The organism is Flavobacterium sp., assembly GCF_043780635.1.
GTDB lineage: Bacteria > Bacteroidota > Bacteroidia > Flavobacteriales > Flavobacteriaceae > Flavobacterium.
Map to the genome: position 1 here is coordinate 1 of NZ_JAYWCK010000091.1, position 16,108 is coordinate 16,108.

The window sequence follows — 16,108 nt, forward strand, 5'->3', positions numbered from 1 at the left end:
CCATCATTTTTATCTTTTGGAGAAACAATGTTTACAAAGGTATTGATTTGATTTTCAATATCAAACGATTTCTGTTCGTATCTTGGTTTTACGTCTTGCTTGTCAGGAAATACCCATAGCTGTAATGTTTTTGCATGGTCTGTTTGGCTCGCATTCATCTCTGAATGTTGAATTCCTGTCCCGGCACTCATTACTTGTACTTCTCCAAAACGGATAACACCTTCGTTGCCCATACTGTCATGATGTTTCAAACCTCCTTCAAGCGGAATGGTGATGATCTCCATATTATCGTGCGCATGTGTGCCAAAACCAGTTCCACCATCAATAGTATCGTCATTTAAAACACGTAACATTCCAAATTGAACACGTTCAGGATTGAAATAATTTCCAAATGAAAAGGAGAAATTGGCTTTAAGCCAACCAAAATCAGCCTTACCTCTTAATTTTGCTTCAAATAGTTTTGTTGTCATAATATTTTGATAATATAAAGTTGGAATCTAAGGTGGTTTCAATAAAAAAATTAATTTTATGCAAAATTCGGAATAATATGTCGGAATTCTGTTGTAAAATAGTTTAAAATCCAAAGATGAGTAAAATACCCGTTTATTTGATGCCAGGATTAGCAGCAAGTTCTTCCATTTTTGAAAGAATTGTTCTTCCAGACGATGTCTTTGAAATTGTTCTTTTAGAATGGGAAATTCCTTTGGACAATGAGAATTTAGCGGAATATGCAAGGCGAATTACAAAGAAGATTATTCATCCAAATCCGGTTTTGATTGGTGTTTCTTTTGGTGGAATTTTGGTTCAGGAAATGGCACGATTTGTTGATGCCAGAAAAGTAATTATTATTTCGAGTGTCAAAACTAATTTGGAATTTCCAAGAAGAATGAAAGTGGCAAAAACCACCAAAGCTTATAAACTGATTCCGACGAATTTGATTGCCAATGTTGAGAGTCTGACTAAGTTTTCATTTGGGACCAAGATAAACCAACGACTCAAATTGTATGAGAAATTCCTTCGCATCAGAGACAAACGCTATTTAGATTGGGCGGTGGAGCAAGTGATTTTGTGGGATAGAACCGTTGTGGATGAAAATGTAATTCACATTCACGGTGATACTGATGATGTTTTCCCGATAAAATACATTCAAAATTGCATTGTCGTAAAAGGCGGAACCCACGTAATGATTTTGAATAAATTTAAGTGGTTTAATGAAAATCTTCCCAAAATTATTTTGGAATAAAAAAAACTTGCCACGAATTTGCTTCGCCAGTTCGACCTTTGGTCTCGGGTCACGAATTTTCACAAATTTAATTAGTGGAAATTAGTGTAATTCGTGGCTGATTTTAATCTTGGAAAAGATTGAGAAAAAAGCTAAATTTTCTTCATTTGCTCCTTCATCATTTTGATCTGATCGGTCAGCATATTTTGTTTGTCCAATTTTCTTGCTTCATTTAAAAGATTGGTCGCTTCCAGTTTTCTTCTTCGGGTCATTGCAACTCCGGCTAGATTTAATTTAGCAACAGCCAAATCCATATCCATTGAAAAATCCCAACTCGATTGCTTTCTTAAAATATTTTTCGGATGATTGATGTTTGTTTGCGAAAGTATAATTCCGTTCAAATAATTGAAGTATACTTTTTGTTTTCTGACTAAATCCGTTTTGAGAATTTTGATGAAAGACAACCATTTTATGGCACTTTCAAAATCTTGATTACCAAGTGAAATTTACTTAATAAAAGTCACTACAAATCAAGCAAGTATTGTTAAGAAGGTTGTTTCTGAATAGTTAGTCTTTAATAAAAAAAGCGATTAGAGTTTTTCTAACCGCCTTTCTTGAAATTATATTTTCTTCATTTGCTCCTTCATCATTTTAATCTGATCGGTCAGCATATTTTGTTTGTCCAATTTTCTTGCTTCATTTAAAAGATTGGTCGCTTCCAGTTTTCTTCTTCGAGTCATTGCAACTCCAGCGAGATTTAATTTGGCAACAGCCAAATCCATATCCATTGATAATCCCAATTCGATTGCTTTTTTGAAATATTTTTCGGCTTGATTGATATTCGTTTGCGAAAGCATAATTCCGTGCAGATAATTAAAATATCCTTGTTGTTTTCTAACCAAAGCCGTTTCTGGTTTTTTGATATAAGCCAACCATTTTTTGGCACCTTCAAAATCTTGTTTTCTTAATTTTAGGAAAGCCAATAAAATAAATTCGTTTTTGAAATAAAGAAAAATAGGAATTGCAGTCAATAATATAAGGAAGATTCCATTGCCAATATTAGATTCGGTAAATTGCCAAACAGCAGCAGCTACAATAAGTCCGGCGAGAATAAGTTTGATATTTTTGTGAAACATAGTGTGTAAATTTATATCAGCAAAGATAGCAAAAGGAATTAAAAAAAAAATTATAAAACCACTTGCCAGAAATAAAAGTCTTTGTATATTTGCACTCGGTTTTAGAGTAACGATTATTCAAAACTGATAGACATCGTAAATACATTTATAAAGATACAAAGCAATGAGCAAAAGAACGTTTCAACCATCGAAAAGAAAAAGAAGAAATAAGCACGGATTTATGGACAGAATGGCTTCTGCAAATGGAAGAAAAGTCCTAGCTCGTCGTAGAGCCAAAGGAAGACACAAATTGACTGTTTCTTGCGAACCAAGACATAAAAAATAATGTTTCTATAAACATCATAAAGGCGTTACTTTTTTTAGTATCGCCTTTTTTTATACCTTATCGTTAAAAAAGTTTCAAGTTCAGGATTTAATGTTACAGACTTAACTAAAAATTAGGAACTATGAGCAATATTAAAACAACAAACTAACTACACAATGCCAAAAGACAACTCCATAAAATCGGTTTTAATAATAGGTTCAGGACCAATAGTTATAGGTCAAGCTTGCGAATTTGATTATGCTGGTTCCCAATCGGCGCGTTCCATTCTTGAAGAGGGAATTGAAGTGATCCTGATTAACTCGAATCCAGCAACGATTATGACTGACCCATCAATGGCGGATCATATTTATTTGAAACCATTGACTACTAAATCCATTATTGAAATCCTAAAAGCACATCCGCAAATCGATGCTGTTTTGCCTACAATGGGAGGACAAACCGCTTTAAACTTGTGTTTAGAAGCTGACGAAAAAGGGATTTGGGCAGATTTTGGAGTGAAATTAATTGGTGTTGATGTCAATGCCATCAACATTACCGAAGACAGAGAGCAGTTTAAACAATTGCTAAAGAAAATTGGTGTGCCATCTGCACCAGCAGAAATCTGTACTTCTTACCTTCGTGGAAAAGAAATTGCACAGGAATTTGGTTTTCCGTTGGTTATTCGTCCATCCTTTACTTTGGGAGGAACCGGAGCAGCTATTGTGTATAAAAAAGAAGATTTCAACGAACTTTTGACTCGAGGTCTAGAAGCTTCGCCTATTCACGAAGTATTGATTGATAAGGCTTTGATGGGTTGGAAAGAATATGAATTGGAGTTGTTGAGAGATAAAAACGATAACGTAGTTATTATCTGTTCTATTGAAAATATGGATCCAATGGGAATTCATACCGGAGATTCTATTACTGTTGCGCCAGCAATGACATTGTCTGATACTACTTTCCAAAAAATGCGTGATTATGCTATCTTGATGATGCGTAGTATTGGAAATTTTGCTGGAGGTTGTAACGTGCAGTTTGCCGTTTCGCCTGATGAAAAAGAGGATATCGTAGCGATTGAAATCAATCCGCGTGTATCTCGTTCTTCGGCTTTGGCATCAAAAGCAACAGGTTATCCTATTGCAAAAATTGCTTCAAAACTGGCTTTGGGTTACAATCTTGATGAATTACAAAACCAAATCACAAAATCAACTTCGGCTCTTTTTGAACCGACTTTGGATTATGTGATTGTAAAAATACCACGTTGGAACTTCGATAAATTTGAAGGTGCCGACAGAACTTTAGGACTTCAAATGAAATCTGTAGGTGAAGTAATGGGAATTGGACGTTCGTTCCAAGAAGCCTTGCACAAAGCCACACAATCTTTGGAAATCAAAAGAAATGGGCTAGGAGCTGACGGAAAAGGATATAAAAATTACGAACAAATCATCGAGAAACTGACTTTCGCAAGTTGGGATCGTGTTTTCGTAATTTATGATGCTATTGCTTTGGGAATTCCATTGAGTCGCATTCACGAAATTACCAAAATCGATATGTGGTTCCTGAAACAATACGAGGAATTATACAGCTTGGAGAAGGAAATTTCCAACTTCAAATTAGAAACTTTACCAAGAGAATTGCTTTTGGAAGCGAAACAAAAAGGTTTTGCCGACAGACAAATTGCTCATATGTTGGGTTGTCTGGAAAGCCAAATTCATGCTTTGCGTATGTCGAAGAACATCAATCGTGTATTTAAATTAGTTGATACTTGCGCCGCTGAGTTCAAGGCTTTAACTCCTTATTATTACTCGACTTTTGAAGCCGAAATCGAAAAAGCAAATGGAGAACGCTACGTTCATAACGAAAGTATCGTAACTAAAAAGAAAAAAATAATTGTTTTGGGTTCAGGTCCAAACCGAATTGGACAAGGAATCGAATTTGATTATTCTTGTGTTCACGGTGTTTTGGCAGCCAAAGAATGTGGCTATGAAACCATAATGATCAACTGTAATCCTGAAACGGTTTCGACCGATTTTGATACTGCAGATAAATTATATTTCGAGCCAGTATTTTGGGAACATATTTACGACATTATCCAACACGAAAAACCGGAAGGTGTCATCGTGCAATTGGGCGGACAAACGGCTTTGAAAATTGCTGAAAAATTAGCGAAATATGGAATTAAAATTATAGGAACCAGCTTCGACGCTTTGGATTTAGCCGAAGACAGAGGAAGATTCTCGGAACTTTTATCCGAATTGAAAATTCCTTTTCCACAGTTTGGAATTGCAGAAACAGCTGACGAAGCTTCTGCTTTGGCAGATACTTTGGATTTTCCTTTATTGATTCGTCCTTCTTATGTTTTGGGTGGTCAAGGAATGAAAATCGTGATTAACAAACAAGAATTAGAAGAACACGTTATCAATTTATTGAAAACGATTCCAGGAAATAAATTGCTTTTGGATCATTATTTAGATGGTGCAATCGAAGCCGAAGCCGATGCCATTTGCGATGGTGAAAATGTGTACATCATCGGAATAATGGAACACATCGAGCCTTGTGGAGTGCACTCTGGGGATAGTAACGCCACTTTGCCACCATTTAATTTGGGCGAATTTGTGATGACACAGATTAAAGACCACACCAAGAATATTGCCTTGGCTTTGAGAACTGTTGGTTTAATCAACATACAGTTTGCGGTTAAAGACGATATTGTTTATATTATCGAGGCAAATCCTCGAGCATCTAGAACAGTACCCTTTATTTCAAAAGCGTATGGTGAACCGTATGTGAATTATGCCACTAAAGTAATGTTGGGTGTTAATAAAGTTACGGATTTCAAATTTAATCCGCAGTTAAAGGGATACGCGATTAAGCAACCGGTTTTCTCTTTCAGCAAGTTTCATAATGTGAACAAAGCGTTAGGACCAGAAATGAAATCCACAGGAGAAAGCATCTTGTTTATTGACGATTTGAAAGACGACCAGTTTTATGAATTGTACTCCAGAAGAAAAATGTATTTGAGCAAATAAGCTTGAGTTTTATATATTGAAAAAGCCCCGTTTTTAGAGGCTTTTTTTGTACAGTAAATTTGCCGTTTTGTAGCGGAACATTAGAGGCAAAACAAGATGCTTAAAGCTTCTTCTAAATTAGAATCCTCCAGATGTTTTTTTACAATACTATGTAGTTTTTTGTAGCTATCTTCTAAATTAGGAGTTGCTAAAGCATCATCAACTTCTTGTATTTTTTTGCATTTTTCAATTGATTCAAGAGAAGGTTTCTCGGCCATATTTCCTAATCTTCCCAAATCATTTCCCGTTAAAATGGAACTGTTTTTGGCATGCATTGGCAAAGTATCCACTCCAATTCCCTTACTATAAATGGGTTTTGGAATTTCAAATAAGGAATCTTTAGCCGCTCTGGTATACCAATTTCCTCCCATACGTGCTACCAAATCCAGTTTTTCAGTATCCAATTTTCCGTCGTTTCCTTTGTATTCATCTCTAATATGAATGTTTACCACTCTAGAAATAATTAAATTACCGGCTCCGCCTTCCGTACCTAATTCGATAACATCGTCAACGATACATTCAAACGAAATTGGTGCTTCAGCAACTCTTGGCGGTGTTATTTTCTCTGAAGCAATTGGTGTAAATCCAGATTTTATAAATTCATTGACCTCTTTGCCATACTCCGTACTCGAAAGTGACATTTGTTCCACCATTGCAAAATTCACAATATTGATAACAACCTCTTTGACTTCTTTTATGTTTTCGTAAGTGTGCTTTGTTGTATTGTCTTTTGCTCTTCTTGCAGGTGAAAAAATCAGGATGGGAGGGTTTGCGCTAAAAACATTAAAAAAACTAAAGGGACTCAAATTCACATTTCCATTTTTATCCACGGTACTTGCTAATGCAATTGGTCTTGGAGCAACGGCTGTCAATAATATTTGATGTAACTCCGTTGTCGAAATTGAATTTGGGTCTATTGTTGTAGTTGTTTCTTTCATCTGCCTATATTTATTTGTTTTTCATCTGTCAGATGGAGCACCTATAATCATTTCACTGTATGCTTAGGAGATATTGTGGTAGGTGTTTCATTTAAAATTAATTATAATGCTGGTAATAGCTGAGATCTGACTTCGCCAAAACCAACTCTGATAGCACCCTTTTCGGAATAGCCTCTCATTATAACGGTGTCAAAATCTTCAATAAAAGTTCTTTTTTCGCCGTTTTTTAGTGTTATTGGTTTTTGTCCTCCCCAGCTGAGTTCTAACATAGAACCATAACTATTGGGTTCTTTCCCACTTATAGTTCCAGAAGCCATTACGTCGCCTATTTTTATATTGCAGCCATTACTGGTATGATGGGCTAATTGCTGGGACATATTCCAATACATATATTTAAAATTAGAATGCGACACTATCGTTTCAGGATTGTCCTTTGGTTGAATGGCTACTTCTAATTTAATATAATAATTTTTTAATCCATCGTACTCTAAATAAGGCAATACTTTTGGGTCTTGTTCCGGTCCTTGGACTTTAAAAGGTGCTAAAGCTTCCATAGTTACCACCCAAGGTGACATAGAAGATCCAAAGTTTTTTGCCAAAAAAGGACCTAGCGGAACGTATTCCCATTTTTGAATATCTCTTGCTGACCAATCGTTAAACAATACTTGTCCAAAAATATAGTTCTCAGCGTTAGCGGTGTTAATTTTTTCTCCTAGATTGGTGTTCTGACCAATAATAAAGCCCATTTCTAATTCAAAGTCTACACGAGAAGATGCTTTATATACCGGAGAATCTGAATTAGGGGGCAAGACTTGACCCATAGGTCTGTGAATGTTTTCGCCACTTACTATAATAGAGGATGCTCTCCCGTGATATCCCACGGGTAAATGTTTCCAATTGGGTAAAAGTGCATTATCTGGATCACGAAACATCATGCCTACATTTGTCGCATGCTCTATGCTTGAATAAAAATCGGTGTAATCCCCAATAGAAACTGGTAAATGCATTTGAACCTCGCTTTGCAATGCAAACACCTTTTCATTATTTCTAAGTATAGAATTTTCGTCACATAATTCCTTTTGAATAATTTCACGAACTTTTGTTGTTTTCTCTTTTCCTAAAGCAATAAAGTCATTCAAAAACGCATTTTTTAATACACTCTTTTTGATCTTTAATCCCTTAAATATACCCAGTTTTCGAGCAGCCACCAAGTCTAAAATTTGATTGCCAATGGCAATGCAAACTCTTGGTTTTGTAGAATGAGTGGAGTAAATTCCGAAAGGAATATTATATATTGTAAAATCGGATTGATTTGGTATTGAAATCCAAGTTTTCATACGTTTGTATTTTATTTATGTTTAGAAATTCGTCAAAAGTGATTTCAAATAGTTCCCTTTTTTGGATTCTAATCACATTATTAATTCTTGTTTAGTAACTAATTGCATTCCATCAGAAATCAATTTGTTGTAATTTTTGTCTGATTTCAACTTTGTTAAATGATTGTAAACAACTTCTTTTAGAGTGTCATTAAAAGTATAAACTAACTCATAAATTTCTAAAGGCAAAAGCCAATCTTTGGAGTATTTATCTTTTAACTCTTTTATTATTTTGGATAATAAGTCAAAATTGACAGTTTTATTCTCTCGCATATCTCTTACTTCTTGATAATGTTTATGCAAGTTTAATTCTGATTCTGAATATTTTATTTTATGGGTTTTCACGGTGGAAACTTTATTTAAATCATGAAACGATTCTACATCCGCAGGACCTGCATAGGCCGAAATAATTTCTTTTCCAATTGCCATATCATAAATACCCCATTCTGGTTTAAAGAGAATTTTAGTATTATGGGAAACAGTACAATCTTGGAAAGATATAAGCATTATTTTCCCTCTTAAGTCTCGTTTTCCTGTAATAATATGGCCTTCAACTTTCACCCCGCCTTCGAACATTAGGGTAGTTCGTTTTCCTTCATAAATGCCGTAAATTTCCAAATCACGGGGCGACATATCTTCAATTGCCAAATTGATTCCTTCTAATTTTCCAATGGGACTTCCAAAACCAGCTGCGTGATAATTTGTTCCGTGTCCAATTAGTTCTTTGTCTCTTGAAGCTAATGCGCTTTCTCCTTTTGTCTGGATGTAAATAGCTTTTCCCTCATTACTTATAACATTTGAAAACATTCCAGAGATTTGAATTCCTGTACTAAGTTCTATCGTGCCTATGTTTTTAGATTGAATCAATTTTTCAACTCCAGAAAGACCTCCTGTTCTCAAAGCCATTTTATTGGCAAATTTCTCCAATACATAACTTAAATACGCAAAATCGGGTGTTACAAAAAGCTGCGGTTGCTGTTTGGTGATATCAAAACTTACATTTGCAGCGTCTATGGTAAAAGGTAATTTTACTACACCTTCTTTTAAACACAATTCGCTTTCTCCAATGGAAGACAATAATCCTGCACCATAAATTCTTGGATTAGTTAACTCGCCAATTAATCCATATTCAACGGTCCACCAATGTAGATTTCTTATTTGGGCCATTTCTGACAATTTCCCCATATTGTTTTGAATGTCATTTAAAACTTTTAGGGCTTCGTCTATTTCTTTTTCTTCGGTATTAGGGTCCTCTTTTAAAATAGATACTTTTCTAACGGCTTCATAGATTTCATAATCTTTGGATGAAGAAATAGCTTTACTGCCAATTTCGCCAAAACGTCTTAAATATTCTGCATATTCTGGATTTGCAATAATTGGAGCATGTCCCGCAGCTTCATGAATAATATCTGGAGCTGGTGTATAAGCAATATGATCTATGGTGCGAATATCGGAGGCGATTACTAGAACATTATAAGCTTGAAACTCCATAAACGCATTTGGAGGGATAAAACCATCTACTGAAACTGCGGCCCAACCAATTTCTTTAAGGATTCTATTCATTCCTTCCATTTCTGGAATTCGGTCTATAGAAATACCTGTTTTGTTGATCCCTTCAAGATAATAACTATGTGCCACTTTTGGTAAATAGTTGGTGTTTAAGCGCATTACATAACGCCAGACTGCTTGATTCTGGGCGGTATATTGCTCGTAAGGTTGTTTTACAATAAACTTGTGTAAGTGCTTAGGCAATCTTTTTATTATAGTATTCCAATTCAATTCTTGACTTTCATCCGTTTCCATTTTCAGCCTTTATAAAATTTATAGTGTACCTCTGTTTTGTTGTTCTCTTTCAATTGCTTCAAATAAAGATTTGAAATTTCCTACTCCAAAAGATTGTGCCCCTTTTCTTTGAATTACTTCAAAAAACATAGTTGGGCGATCGACAACTGGCTTTGTAAACAATTGCAACAGATAGCCTTCTTCATCACGATCAATCAATATTCCGTGTTCTTTTAATGTTTCGACATTTTCATCAATGGCTCCCACACGTTCAATTAAATCATCATAATATTCGTCGGGAACATATAAAAATTCTACTCCTCGATCTCTCATTGCGGAAACTGTAGCTACAATATCATCCGTCGCAACAGCAATGTGCTGGACTCCTGAGCCACCATAAAAATCTAAATATTCTTCGATCTGGGATTTTTTCTTACCCTTGGCGGGTTCATTTATAGGGAACTTAATTCTGCCATTTCCGTTACTCATCACCTTGCTCATTAAAGCGGTATATTCTGTAGAAATATCATCATCGGTAAAAGAAATAATTTGGGCAAATCCCATAACTTCATCATAAAATTTACACCAAGTATTCATTTCGCCCCAGCCTACATTCCCAACCATGTGGTCTATAAATTTTAGCCCTATAGGTTCTGGATTGTAATGAGATTCCCATTTTTTATAACCAGGTAAAAACAAGCCATTATAATTTTTTCGTTCTACAAAAATATGAACTGTTTCTCCGTAAGTATAAATTCCGGATCGAATTACATACCCATTTTCATCAGCTTCTTTTGTAGGCTCCATAAAAGGTTTTGCTCCTCTTTTAGTCGTTTCTTCAAATGCTTTAGTAGCATCATCAACCCATAGTGCTATTACTTTAACCCCGTCGCCATGGGTATTGATATGCTCATTAATGATCCCGTCTTTTCCTAGTGGAGTTGTTAAAACAAGTATTATTTTATCCTGTTTTAAAACATAAGAAACACGGTCTTTGAGTCCTGTTTCTAAACCGGCATACGCATAGGATTGAAACCCAAAAGCGGTTTTATAAAAGTGGGCACTTTGCTTTGCGTTGCCTACATATAACTCAACATAATCCGTACCTAATAAAGGAAGAAAGTCTTCCGCGTCTGAAAACAGTTTTTTAAGTCCGTATTCTGTGTTTTGTAAATCTTTTAAATTTTTGATATCTGCCATTGACTTAGTTTTTATTCTTTAATTATTGTTGTCTAGCCATGATTGGTAATAGGTTTCATCGGCAATTTTCATCGCTTCTTCGGTAACCATTAAAGGTTTAAATGTATCTACCATTACCGCTAATTCCTGTGTTTCCTTTTTGCCAATGCTTTTTTCCATAGTTCCAGGGTGAGGACCGTGTGGTATGCCAGCAGGATGCAACGTGATTTGACCTTTTTCTACATTATTTCTACTCATAAAATCACCCGCTACATAGTACAAAACTTCATCAGAATCTATATTGCTATGATGGTAGGGTGCCGGAATAGCATTTGGATGATAATCATATAATCGTGGGACAAAAGAACATATTACAAATGCATTTGTCTCAAAAGTTTGGTGTACTGGTGGTGGTTGATGGATTCTTCCGGTTATTGGTTCAAAATCATGAATAGAAAATTTATACGGAAAATTATATCCATCCCAGCCAACTACACTAAAGGGATGCGCTGCATAAACATATTCGTGAATTGTATCCTGTTTTTTTACTTTGATTATAAAATCACCTATTTCATTGTGGGTTTCTAGTTCGAAAGGTGGATGTAAATCGCGCTCACAGTAAGGAGCATGTTCTAAAAGCTGACCAAACCAATTGCGATATCTTTTTGGAGTGTACACAGGACTTTTAGATTCTACAATAAAGAGTCTATTATCTTCCGTGTCAAAATCTATTTGATAAATGATTCCTCGAGGAATAACAATATAATCGCCATATTTAAAATCGATATTCCCTAAATGAGTTCTTAATTTACCAGTGCCTTTATGAACAAAAATAACTTCGTCTGAATCGGTGTTTTTATAGAAATAATCTCTCAATGATTTTTTTGGGGCGGCTAAAACAATATAACAATCACTATTTGCCAAAATGATTTTTCTGCTTTCTAAAAAATCATCAATTGGCGTAATATTAAAACCATGTAGACTCAAAGATTTCATGTTTTTTTCCACCGCAATTTTTGGAGCAACATCATACGATTTTAATATATCCTTTACTTGAGTAGGGCGCTGTGTATGATATAGCAATGACGACATACCGTCAAAACCGATAGTGCCAAAAAGTTCTTCATAATAGAAATCTCCTTTCTCACTTTTAAAAATTGTATGTTTTTTTTCAGGGGTATTCCCAAGTTTTTGATAGAATGGCATAATTTTCTTTATTAAAGTTAAAATTGGGTAATTAGCTTTTCATCCTTATTTTGTAATTTTTGTATCGCTAAATTTAGCGAATTTTCAGTTAGATTAAGACCATTTGGACTTAGCTCAAAGGTTTTTAATAGCGCTCCTTTAATAATATTGGAGGTGTCTTCAAATAAAATTTCATCTGTTATTTCTCCTTCATTTTCCATTAAATAGGAGAAAACTCGAGCCATACCGCAATTGGCTATAAAATCTGGAATAATGGATACTTTACTATCTATTTCGGATAAAATAGGTCCCATAAAGATTTCTTTGTCATTAAACGGCACATTGGCTCCACAGCTGACAACTTCTAATCCGTTTTTAATCAAAGTGTCCATTTGCGATTTTTCAACCATTCTGGATCCAGCTGCAGGAATAAAAATTTCTGCGCCAATTGACCAGGTCTTTTTCATTGCTTCTTCATAAGAAAGAAAAGACAATTCTGACTCTAAATTAGCTTTTTTTGATAACAAATGTTGTATTTCTTCCAAATTAAATCCTTCAGTATTTACAAAACCTCCATTGTGATTAAGAATTCCAACAATTTTAACACCATATTTTGCTAAATAAAAACCTGCTGCGGCACCTACATTTCCCCAACCTTGTATAATGGCTCTTTTGCCTTTAATAGAACCTCCCCAAATAGTATAATAATGTTTAATCGCTTCGGCAACCCCATATCCCGTAATTAAATCTGCAATTTTATAGATAACAATTCCAGAAGGAATATATTTTTTGTCAGTGACTATTTTAGAAACCCCGTATTGCAATCGTTCTATTTTATTTTGATTTTGCCCTCTTTCAATATTAAAATACCCATTTACAATACCTTCTTGGGGATGTGCTAATCCGAAACTTTTTGTCATAGGAATAACTTCATGCAATTCATCTACATTCAAATCGCCACCAGTCCCATAGTAATTTTTTAACAATGGAAGAATGGCTTTAAACCATCTTTTTAAAACGCCTTGCTTTCTTGGATCGTGGGGATCAAAATTAATACCCGATTTTGCTCCTCCTATTTGAGGACCAGAAACCGTAAATTTTATCTCCATAGTTTTTGCTAAGGAAACCACCTCGTCTCGATTTAATCCTTTACGCATTCTAGTGCCACCTCCAGCTGCGCCTCCTCTTAATGAATTTATAACAACCCATCCTTTGGCTTCAGTTTCTTTATCAGTCCATTCAAAAACAATTTCTGGCGAACTACGTTCGAAAATTTCAATTAGGTTCGACATATGTTTATTTTTAGTTATACAGGCAAACAAACTTAAATGAACAAGAATACATTTGGAACATAATGCTGTATATAATATTCATTTTTGGTATTTTATTCTTTAAAAATGTATTTTAATAGAATATTATTCTAAATTAGTTTCGTAAATTTGTGAAAATAAATATTTATTTCTCAAAAATGAACACACAATTAGACGCTATTGATATTCAAATTCTTGATTTGTTGCAAGAAGATGGACGCATTACTATAAAAAGAATGTCAGAAATTTTAAAGCTTTCAGCAACACCTGTTTTTGAAAGAATAAAAAAATTAGAAAAAAACGGTTTCATAAAAAAATATGTAGCTTTATTAAACGAACGTAAACTGGGTCTGAAACAAGTGATATTTATTAATTTAACTTTAAAAGAACATACCCGAAGTTATTTAGAAAAATTCGTTAAAGAGGTTAAGGAATTTCCCGAGGTTATAGAATGTTATAGAATTACCGGAAATTTTGATTTTTTAATAAAAGTATTGGTAGAAGATATAGAGAGTTATGAGACTTTCATTTTAACAAAACTTTCATTGTTGTCAAATCTTGGAAATGTACAAAGTCATATTGCACTTTCTGAAGCCAAAAACTCTACAAAAATTAAATTAAAATAAAGCAATATTCTCCAATCCACCCAGAAATGGTATAGCATAATAATGCAATACTTCTTCAATTGCCATCTAGTATCTCAACGCTAGTACTGTCTGATTTCTATATATCTGAACTCTTTTAATCAAATAAATAATATGTGAATTATGTAAGTTTTTCATTAAATTATGTAATACTTATCAAAAGTAAGATGTTTAATTTTATTTTCTATAAAATTATTTTAAAATGAAATATGAGAAATAAAGACTCGCCTGAATTTGAAATTACATCGTTATTGGAAGCTGTTTTTCAGAAATACGGTTATGATTTCAGGCAGTATTCTCAAGCCCACATTAGGCGCAGGATTACAAGCAGGATGGTGATGTCGGGATTAGAGGATATTTCTCAAATGCAATTTAAAATTCTGAATGATAAAATATTTGCAGCCAACTTTTTACAGGACTTATCAATAACAGTAACCGAAATGTTTCGCGACCCTGGATTTTATAAGTCATTACGAGAAAATGTAATACCTATTTTGAAAACCTATCCGTTCATAAAAATATGGCATGCTGGCTGTTCAACGGGTCAAGAAGCCTATTCAATGGCTATTATTATGCAGGAAGAAGGCTTGTATGACAGAACTACAATTTATGCTACTGATTTCAACCAAAAGGCCTTGAATCAGGCAAAAGAAGGAATTTTTTCTAATTCAATGATAAAGGAATATACTGCTAATTATCAATTGTCAGGAGGAGCTGAATCTTTTTCGAGTTATTATAGTTCCAATTATGATAACGTTATCATGAATCAATCTTTGAAAAAGAACATTGTATGGGCAAATCACAATTTGGTTACAGATAGTGTATTTGCAGAAGTTCACCTGGTATTATGCAGAAATGTGCTGATTTATTTTGATGCAAATTTACAAAATAAGGTGCAAAAGATTTTTTTTAATAGCCTGATTAATGGTGGTGTTTTATGTTTGGGATCCAAAGAAAGCATCCGGTTTACAGATTTACATGATCAATATACAGAGCTGGATAAAAAACAACGAATATTCAAAAAGAAATATTAAAAATGAAGTATGAAGCAATTGTAATTGGAGTTTCTTCCGGAGGAATGAACGCTATGAAAGTCATATTCTCTCTTTTACCGAAGAATTTCAATACTCCAATTATTATAGTGCAGCATATGGGCGCACGGTCTGATAGCCAATTGATAAAACTTTTAAATAACCAAAGCAATGTGTCTATAAAAGAAGCAGATGAAAAAGAAAAAATTGAAAATGGAAAAGTTTACATCGCTCCGCCTAATTATCATTTGATGATAGAGAGAGATAAAACACTTTCTCTTTCCGTAGATGAACGCGTAAATTACGCAAGACCTTCTATAGATGTATTGTTTGAATCGGCTGCCGATGTTTATAAAGACAAATTGATAGGTGTAATACTCACAGGATCCAGTTCTGATGGAAGCTTGGGCTTAAAAAAAATAAAAGAATTTGGAGGTTTAACCATCGCACAAGATCCAAAAACTGCAGAATCGGCTTATATGCCTGCTTCTGCAATTGCCGTCGTTCCGATGGATTTCATTTTATCGTTGGAGGAAATAATTAAGTTGCTAATAAAAATTGATAACCAAAAACAACATTCCTTATGAACTTCACAATCAAGAGTAAATTATTTGGAGGTTACATTATTATTTTAATGTTACTTATTTCCTTATTGTTTTTTATGACCAAAAAATTGTCCGAATCCAATGATCAAATGCAAAACATTGTAGCCGTATATTCAAAAAAAGTAAATCTTTCCAATGAAATAATGATTGCTATGCTGGAAGCTGCCCGCCATGAAAAGAATATTATTCTGATTAAAGATCTTTCTCAAAAGGACTATTTTAAAGATAGAATTTATCGTGAAATAGAAACTATTGATAAAAAAACAAAAGAGTTGAAGGAATTGGTTGATGATAAAGGAAAAGTCATTCTGAAAGAATTTGAAACCAC

The 16,108-nt window shown here is 34.2% G+C and carries 15 protein-coding genes and 1 pseudogene; 7 read left to right on the forward strand and 9 right to left on the reverse strand.

Annotated features, from left to right (window positions below; all coding sequences use genetic code 11):
• Positions 1 to 470, reverse strand: a 470-nt coding sequence (locus ACH2BV_RS08650) for a pirin family protein (RefSeq protein ID WP_395050327.1), incomplete at its 3' end; no start/stop codon positions are given.
• A 116-nt stretch (positions 471 to 586) separates the two neighbouring features.
• On the opposite strand from ACH2BV_RS08650, the gene ACH2BV_RS08655 reads away from it, so the two are divergent.
• Positions 587 to 1,243, forward strand: a complete 657-nt coding sequence (locus ACH2BV_RS08655) for an alpha/beta hydrolase (RefSeq protein WP_395050328.1) — start codon at positions 587 to 589, stop codon at positions 1,241 to 1,243.
• A 131-nt stretch (positions 1,244 to 1,374) separates the two neighbouring features.
• Here ACH2BV_RS08655 and ACH2BV_RS08660 read toward each other — a convergent pair.
• Positions 1,375 to 1,728: pseudogene (locus ACH2BV_RS08660) on the reverse strand (DUF2892 domain-containing protein); the annotation flags it as partial.
• A 114-nt stretch (positions 1,729 to 1,842) separates the two neighbouring features.
• Positions 1,843 to 2,358 (reverse strand): DUF2892 domain-containing protein, encoded by a 516-nt coding sequence (locus ACH2BV_RS08665; RefSeq protein ID WP_395050329.1) that lies wholly within the window; start codon positions 2,356 to 2,358, stop codon positions 1,843 to 1,845.
• Between the two features lie 163 nt (positions 2,359 to 2,521).
• Here ACH2BV_RS08665 and rpmH point away from each other — a divergent pair, with 163 nt between their 5' ends.
• Entirely contained in the window at positions 2,522 to 2,683 is a 162-nt protein-coding gene (gene rpmH / locus ACH2BV_RS08670) for a 50S ribosomal protein L34 (protein ID WP_007136275.1), read from the forward strand.
• Positions 2,684 to 2,838: 155 nt separating this feature from the next.
• Positions 2,839 to 5,691 carry a carbamoyl-phosphate synthase large subunit gene (gene carB, locus ACH2BV_RS08675; protein ID WP_395050330.1) on the forward strand — a complete coding sequence of 951 codons (2,853 nt, stop codon included), beginning with the start codon at positions 2,839 to 2,841 and terminating at the stop codon, positions 5,689 to 5,691.
• An 80-nt stretch (positions 5,692 to 5,771) separates the two neighbouring features.
• Here carB and ACH2BV_RS08680 read toward each other — a convergent pair whose 3' ends face one another.
• The 6 genes from ACH2BV_RS08680 to ACH2BV_RS08705 form a co-directional block, all read right to left on the reverse strand.
• Positions 5,772 to 6,668, reverse strand: coding sequence for a flavin reductase family protein (locus ACH2BV_RS08680; protein WP_395050331.1), 897 nt, complete (start codon positions 6,666 to 6,668; stop codon positions 5,772 to 5,774).
• 101 nt (positions 6,669 to 6,769) lie between these two features.
• Positions 6,770 to 8,005 carry a fumarylacetoacetase gene (gene fahA, locus ACH2BV_RS08685; protein WP_395050332.1) on the reverse strand — a complete coding sequence of 412 codons (1,236 nt, stop codon included), beginning with the start codon at positions 8,003 to 8,005 and terminating at the stop codon, positions 6,770 to 6,772.
• A 72-nt stretch (positions 8,006 to 8,077) separates the two neighbouring features.
• On the reverse strand, positions 8,078 to 9,847 hold the full coding sequence (locus ACH2BV_RS08690; protein ID WP_395050333.1) for an aromatic amino acid hydroxylase: 1,770 nt from the start codon (positions 9,845 to 9,847) through the stop codon (positions 8,078 to 8,080).
• 18 nt (positions 9,848 to 9,865) lie between these two features.
• On the reverse strand, positions 9,866 to 11,026 hold the full coding sequence (hppD, locus tag ACH2BV_RS08695; protein WP_395050334.1) for a 4-hydroxyphenylpyruvate dioxygenase: 1,161 nt from the start codon (positions 11,024 to 11,026) through the stop codon (positions 9,866 to 9,868).
• 18 nt (positions 11,027 to 11,044) lie between these two features.
• Positions 11,045 to 12,211, reverse strand: a complete 1,167-nt coding sequence (locus ACH2BV_RS08700) for a homogentisate 1,2-dioxygenase (RefSeq protein WP_395050335.1) — start codon at positions 12,209 to 12,211, stop codon at positions 11,045 to 11,047.
• A 17-nt stretch (positions 12,212 to 12,228) separates the two neighbouring features.
• Complete coding sequence (locus tag ACH2BV_RS08705) at positions 12,229 to 13,482, reverse strand: Glu/Leu/Phe/Val dehydrogenase dimerization domain-containing protein (RefSeq protein ID WP_395050336.1); 1,254 nt, start codon at positions 13,480 to 13,482, stop codon at positions 12,229 to 12,231.
• Positions 13,483 to 13,658: 176 nt separating this feature from the next.
• Between ACH2BV_RS08705 and ACH2BV_RS08710 the strand changes: the two genes are divergently transcribed.
• The 4 genes from ACH2BV_RS08710 to ACH2BV_RS08725 all read left to right on the forward strand — a co-directional run.
• Positions 13,659 to 14,126, forward strand: coding sequence for an Lrp/AsnC family transcriptional regulator (locus tag ACH2BV_RS08710; RefSeq protein WP_395050337.1), 468 nt, complete (start codon positions 13,659 to 13,661; stop codon positions 14,124 to 14,126).
• A 227-nt stretch (positions 14,127 to 14,353) separates the two neighbouring features.
• Entirely contained in the window at positions 14,354 to 15,178 is an 825-nt protein-coding gene (locus ACH2BV_RS08715; protein ID WP_395050338.1) for a CheR family methyltransferase, read from the forward strand.
• Positions 15,179 to 15,180: 2 nt separating this feature from the next.
• Positions 15,181 to 15,762: a chemotaxis protein CheB gene (locus ACH2BV_RS08720; RefSeq protein WP_395050339.1), complete on the forward strand. Its 582-nt coding sequence runs from the start codon at positions 15,181 to 15,183 to the stop codon at positions 15,760 to 15,762.
• On the forward strand, positions 15,759 to 16,108 hold a 350-nt coding region (locus tag ACH2BV_RS08725), incomplete at its 3' end, for an MCP four helix bundle domain-containing protein (RefSeq protein WP_395050340.1). The genes ACH2BV_RS08720 and ACH2BV_RS08725, both read left to right, overlap by 4 nt.

Coding starts and splice junctions, on each gene's coding strand:
- ACH2BV_RS08655 (WP_395050328.1), top strand. CDS start 587: ATGAGTAAAATACCCGTTTATTTGATGCCAGGATTAGCAGCAAGTTCT.
- ACH2BV_RS08665 (WP_395050329.1), bottom strand. CDS start 2,358: ATGTTTCACAAAAATATCAAACTTATTCTCGCCGGACTTATTGTAGCT.
- rpmH (WP_007136275.1), top strand. CDS start 2,522: ATGAGCAAAAGAACGTTTCAACCATCGAAAAGAAAAAGAAGAAATAAG.
- carB (WP_395050330.1), top strand. CDS start 2,839: ATGCCAAAAGACAACTCCATAAAATCGGTTTTAATAATAGGTTCAGGA.
- ACH2BV_RS08680 (WP_395050331.1), bottom strand. CDS start 6,668: ATGAAAGAAACAACTACAACAATAGACCCAAATTCAATTTCGACAACG.
- fahA (WP_395050332.1), bottom strand. CDS start 8,005: ATGAAAACTTGGATTTCAATACCAAATCAATCCGATTTTACAATATAT.
- ACH2BV_RS08690 (WP_395050333.1), bottom strand. CDS start 9,847: ATGGAAACGGATGAAAGTCAAGAATTGAATTGGAATACTATAATAAAA.
- hppD (WP_395050334.1), bottom strand. CDS start 11,026: ATGGCAGATATCAAAAATTTAAAAGATTTACAAAACACAGAATACGGA.
- ACH2BV_RS08700 (WP_395050335.1), bottom strand. CDS start 12,211: ATGCCATTCTATCAAAAACTTGGGAATACCCCTGAAAAAAAACATACA.
- ACH2BV_RS08705 (WP_395050336.1), bottom strand. CDS start 13,482: ATGTCGAACCTAATTGAAATTTTCGAACGTAGTTCGCCAGAAATTGTT.
- ACH2BV_RS08710 (WP_395050337.1), top strand. CDS start 13,659: ATGAACACACAATTAGACGCTATTGATATTCAAATTCTTGATTTGTTG.
- ACH2BV_RS08715 (WP_395050338.1), top strand. CDS start 14,354: ATGAGAAATAAAGACTCGCCTGAATTTGAAATTACATCGTTATTGGAA.
- ACH2BV_RS08720 (WP_395050339.1), top strand. CDS start 15,181: ATGAAGTATGAAGCAATTGTAATTGGAGTTTCTTCCGGAGGAATGAAC.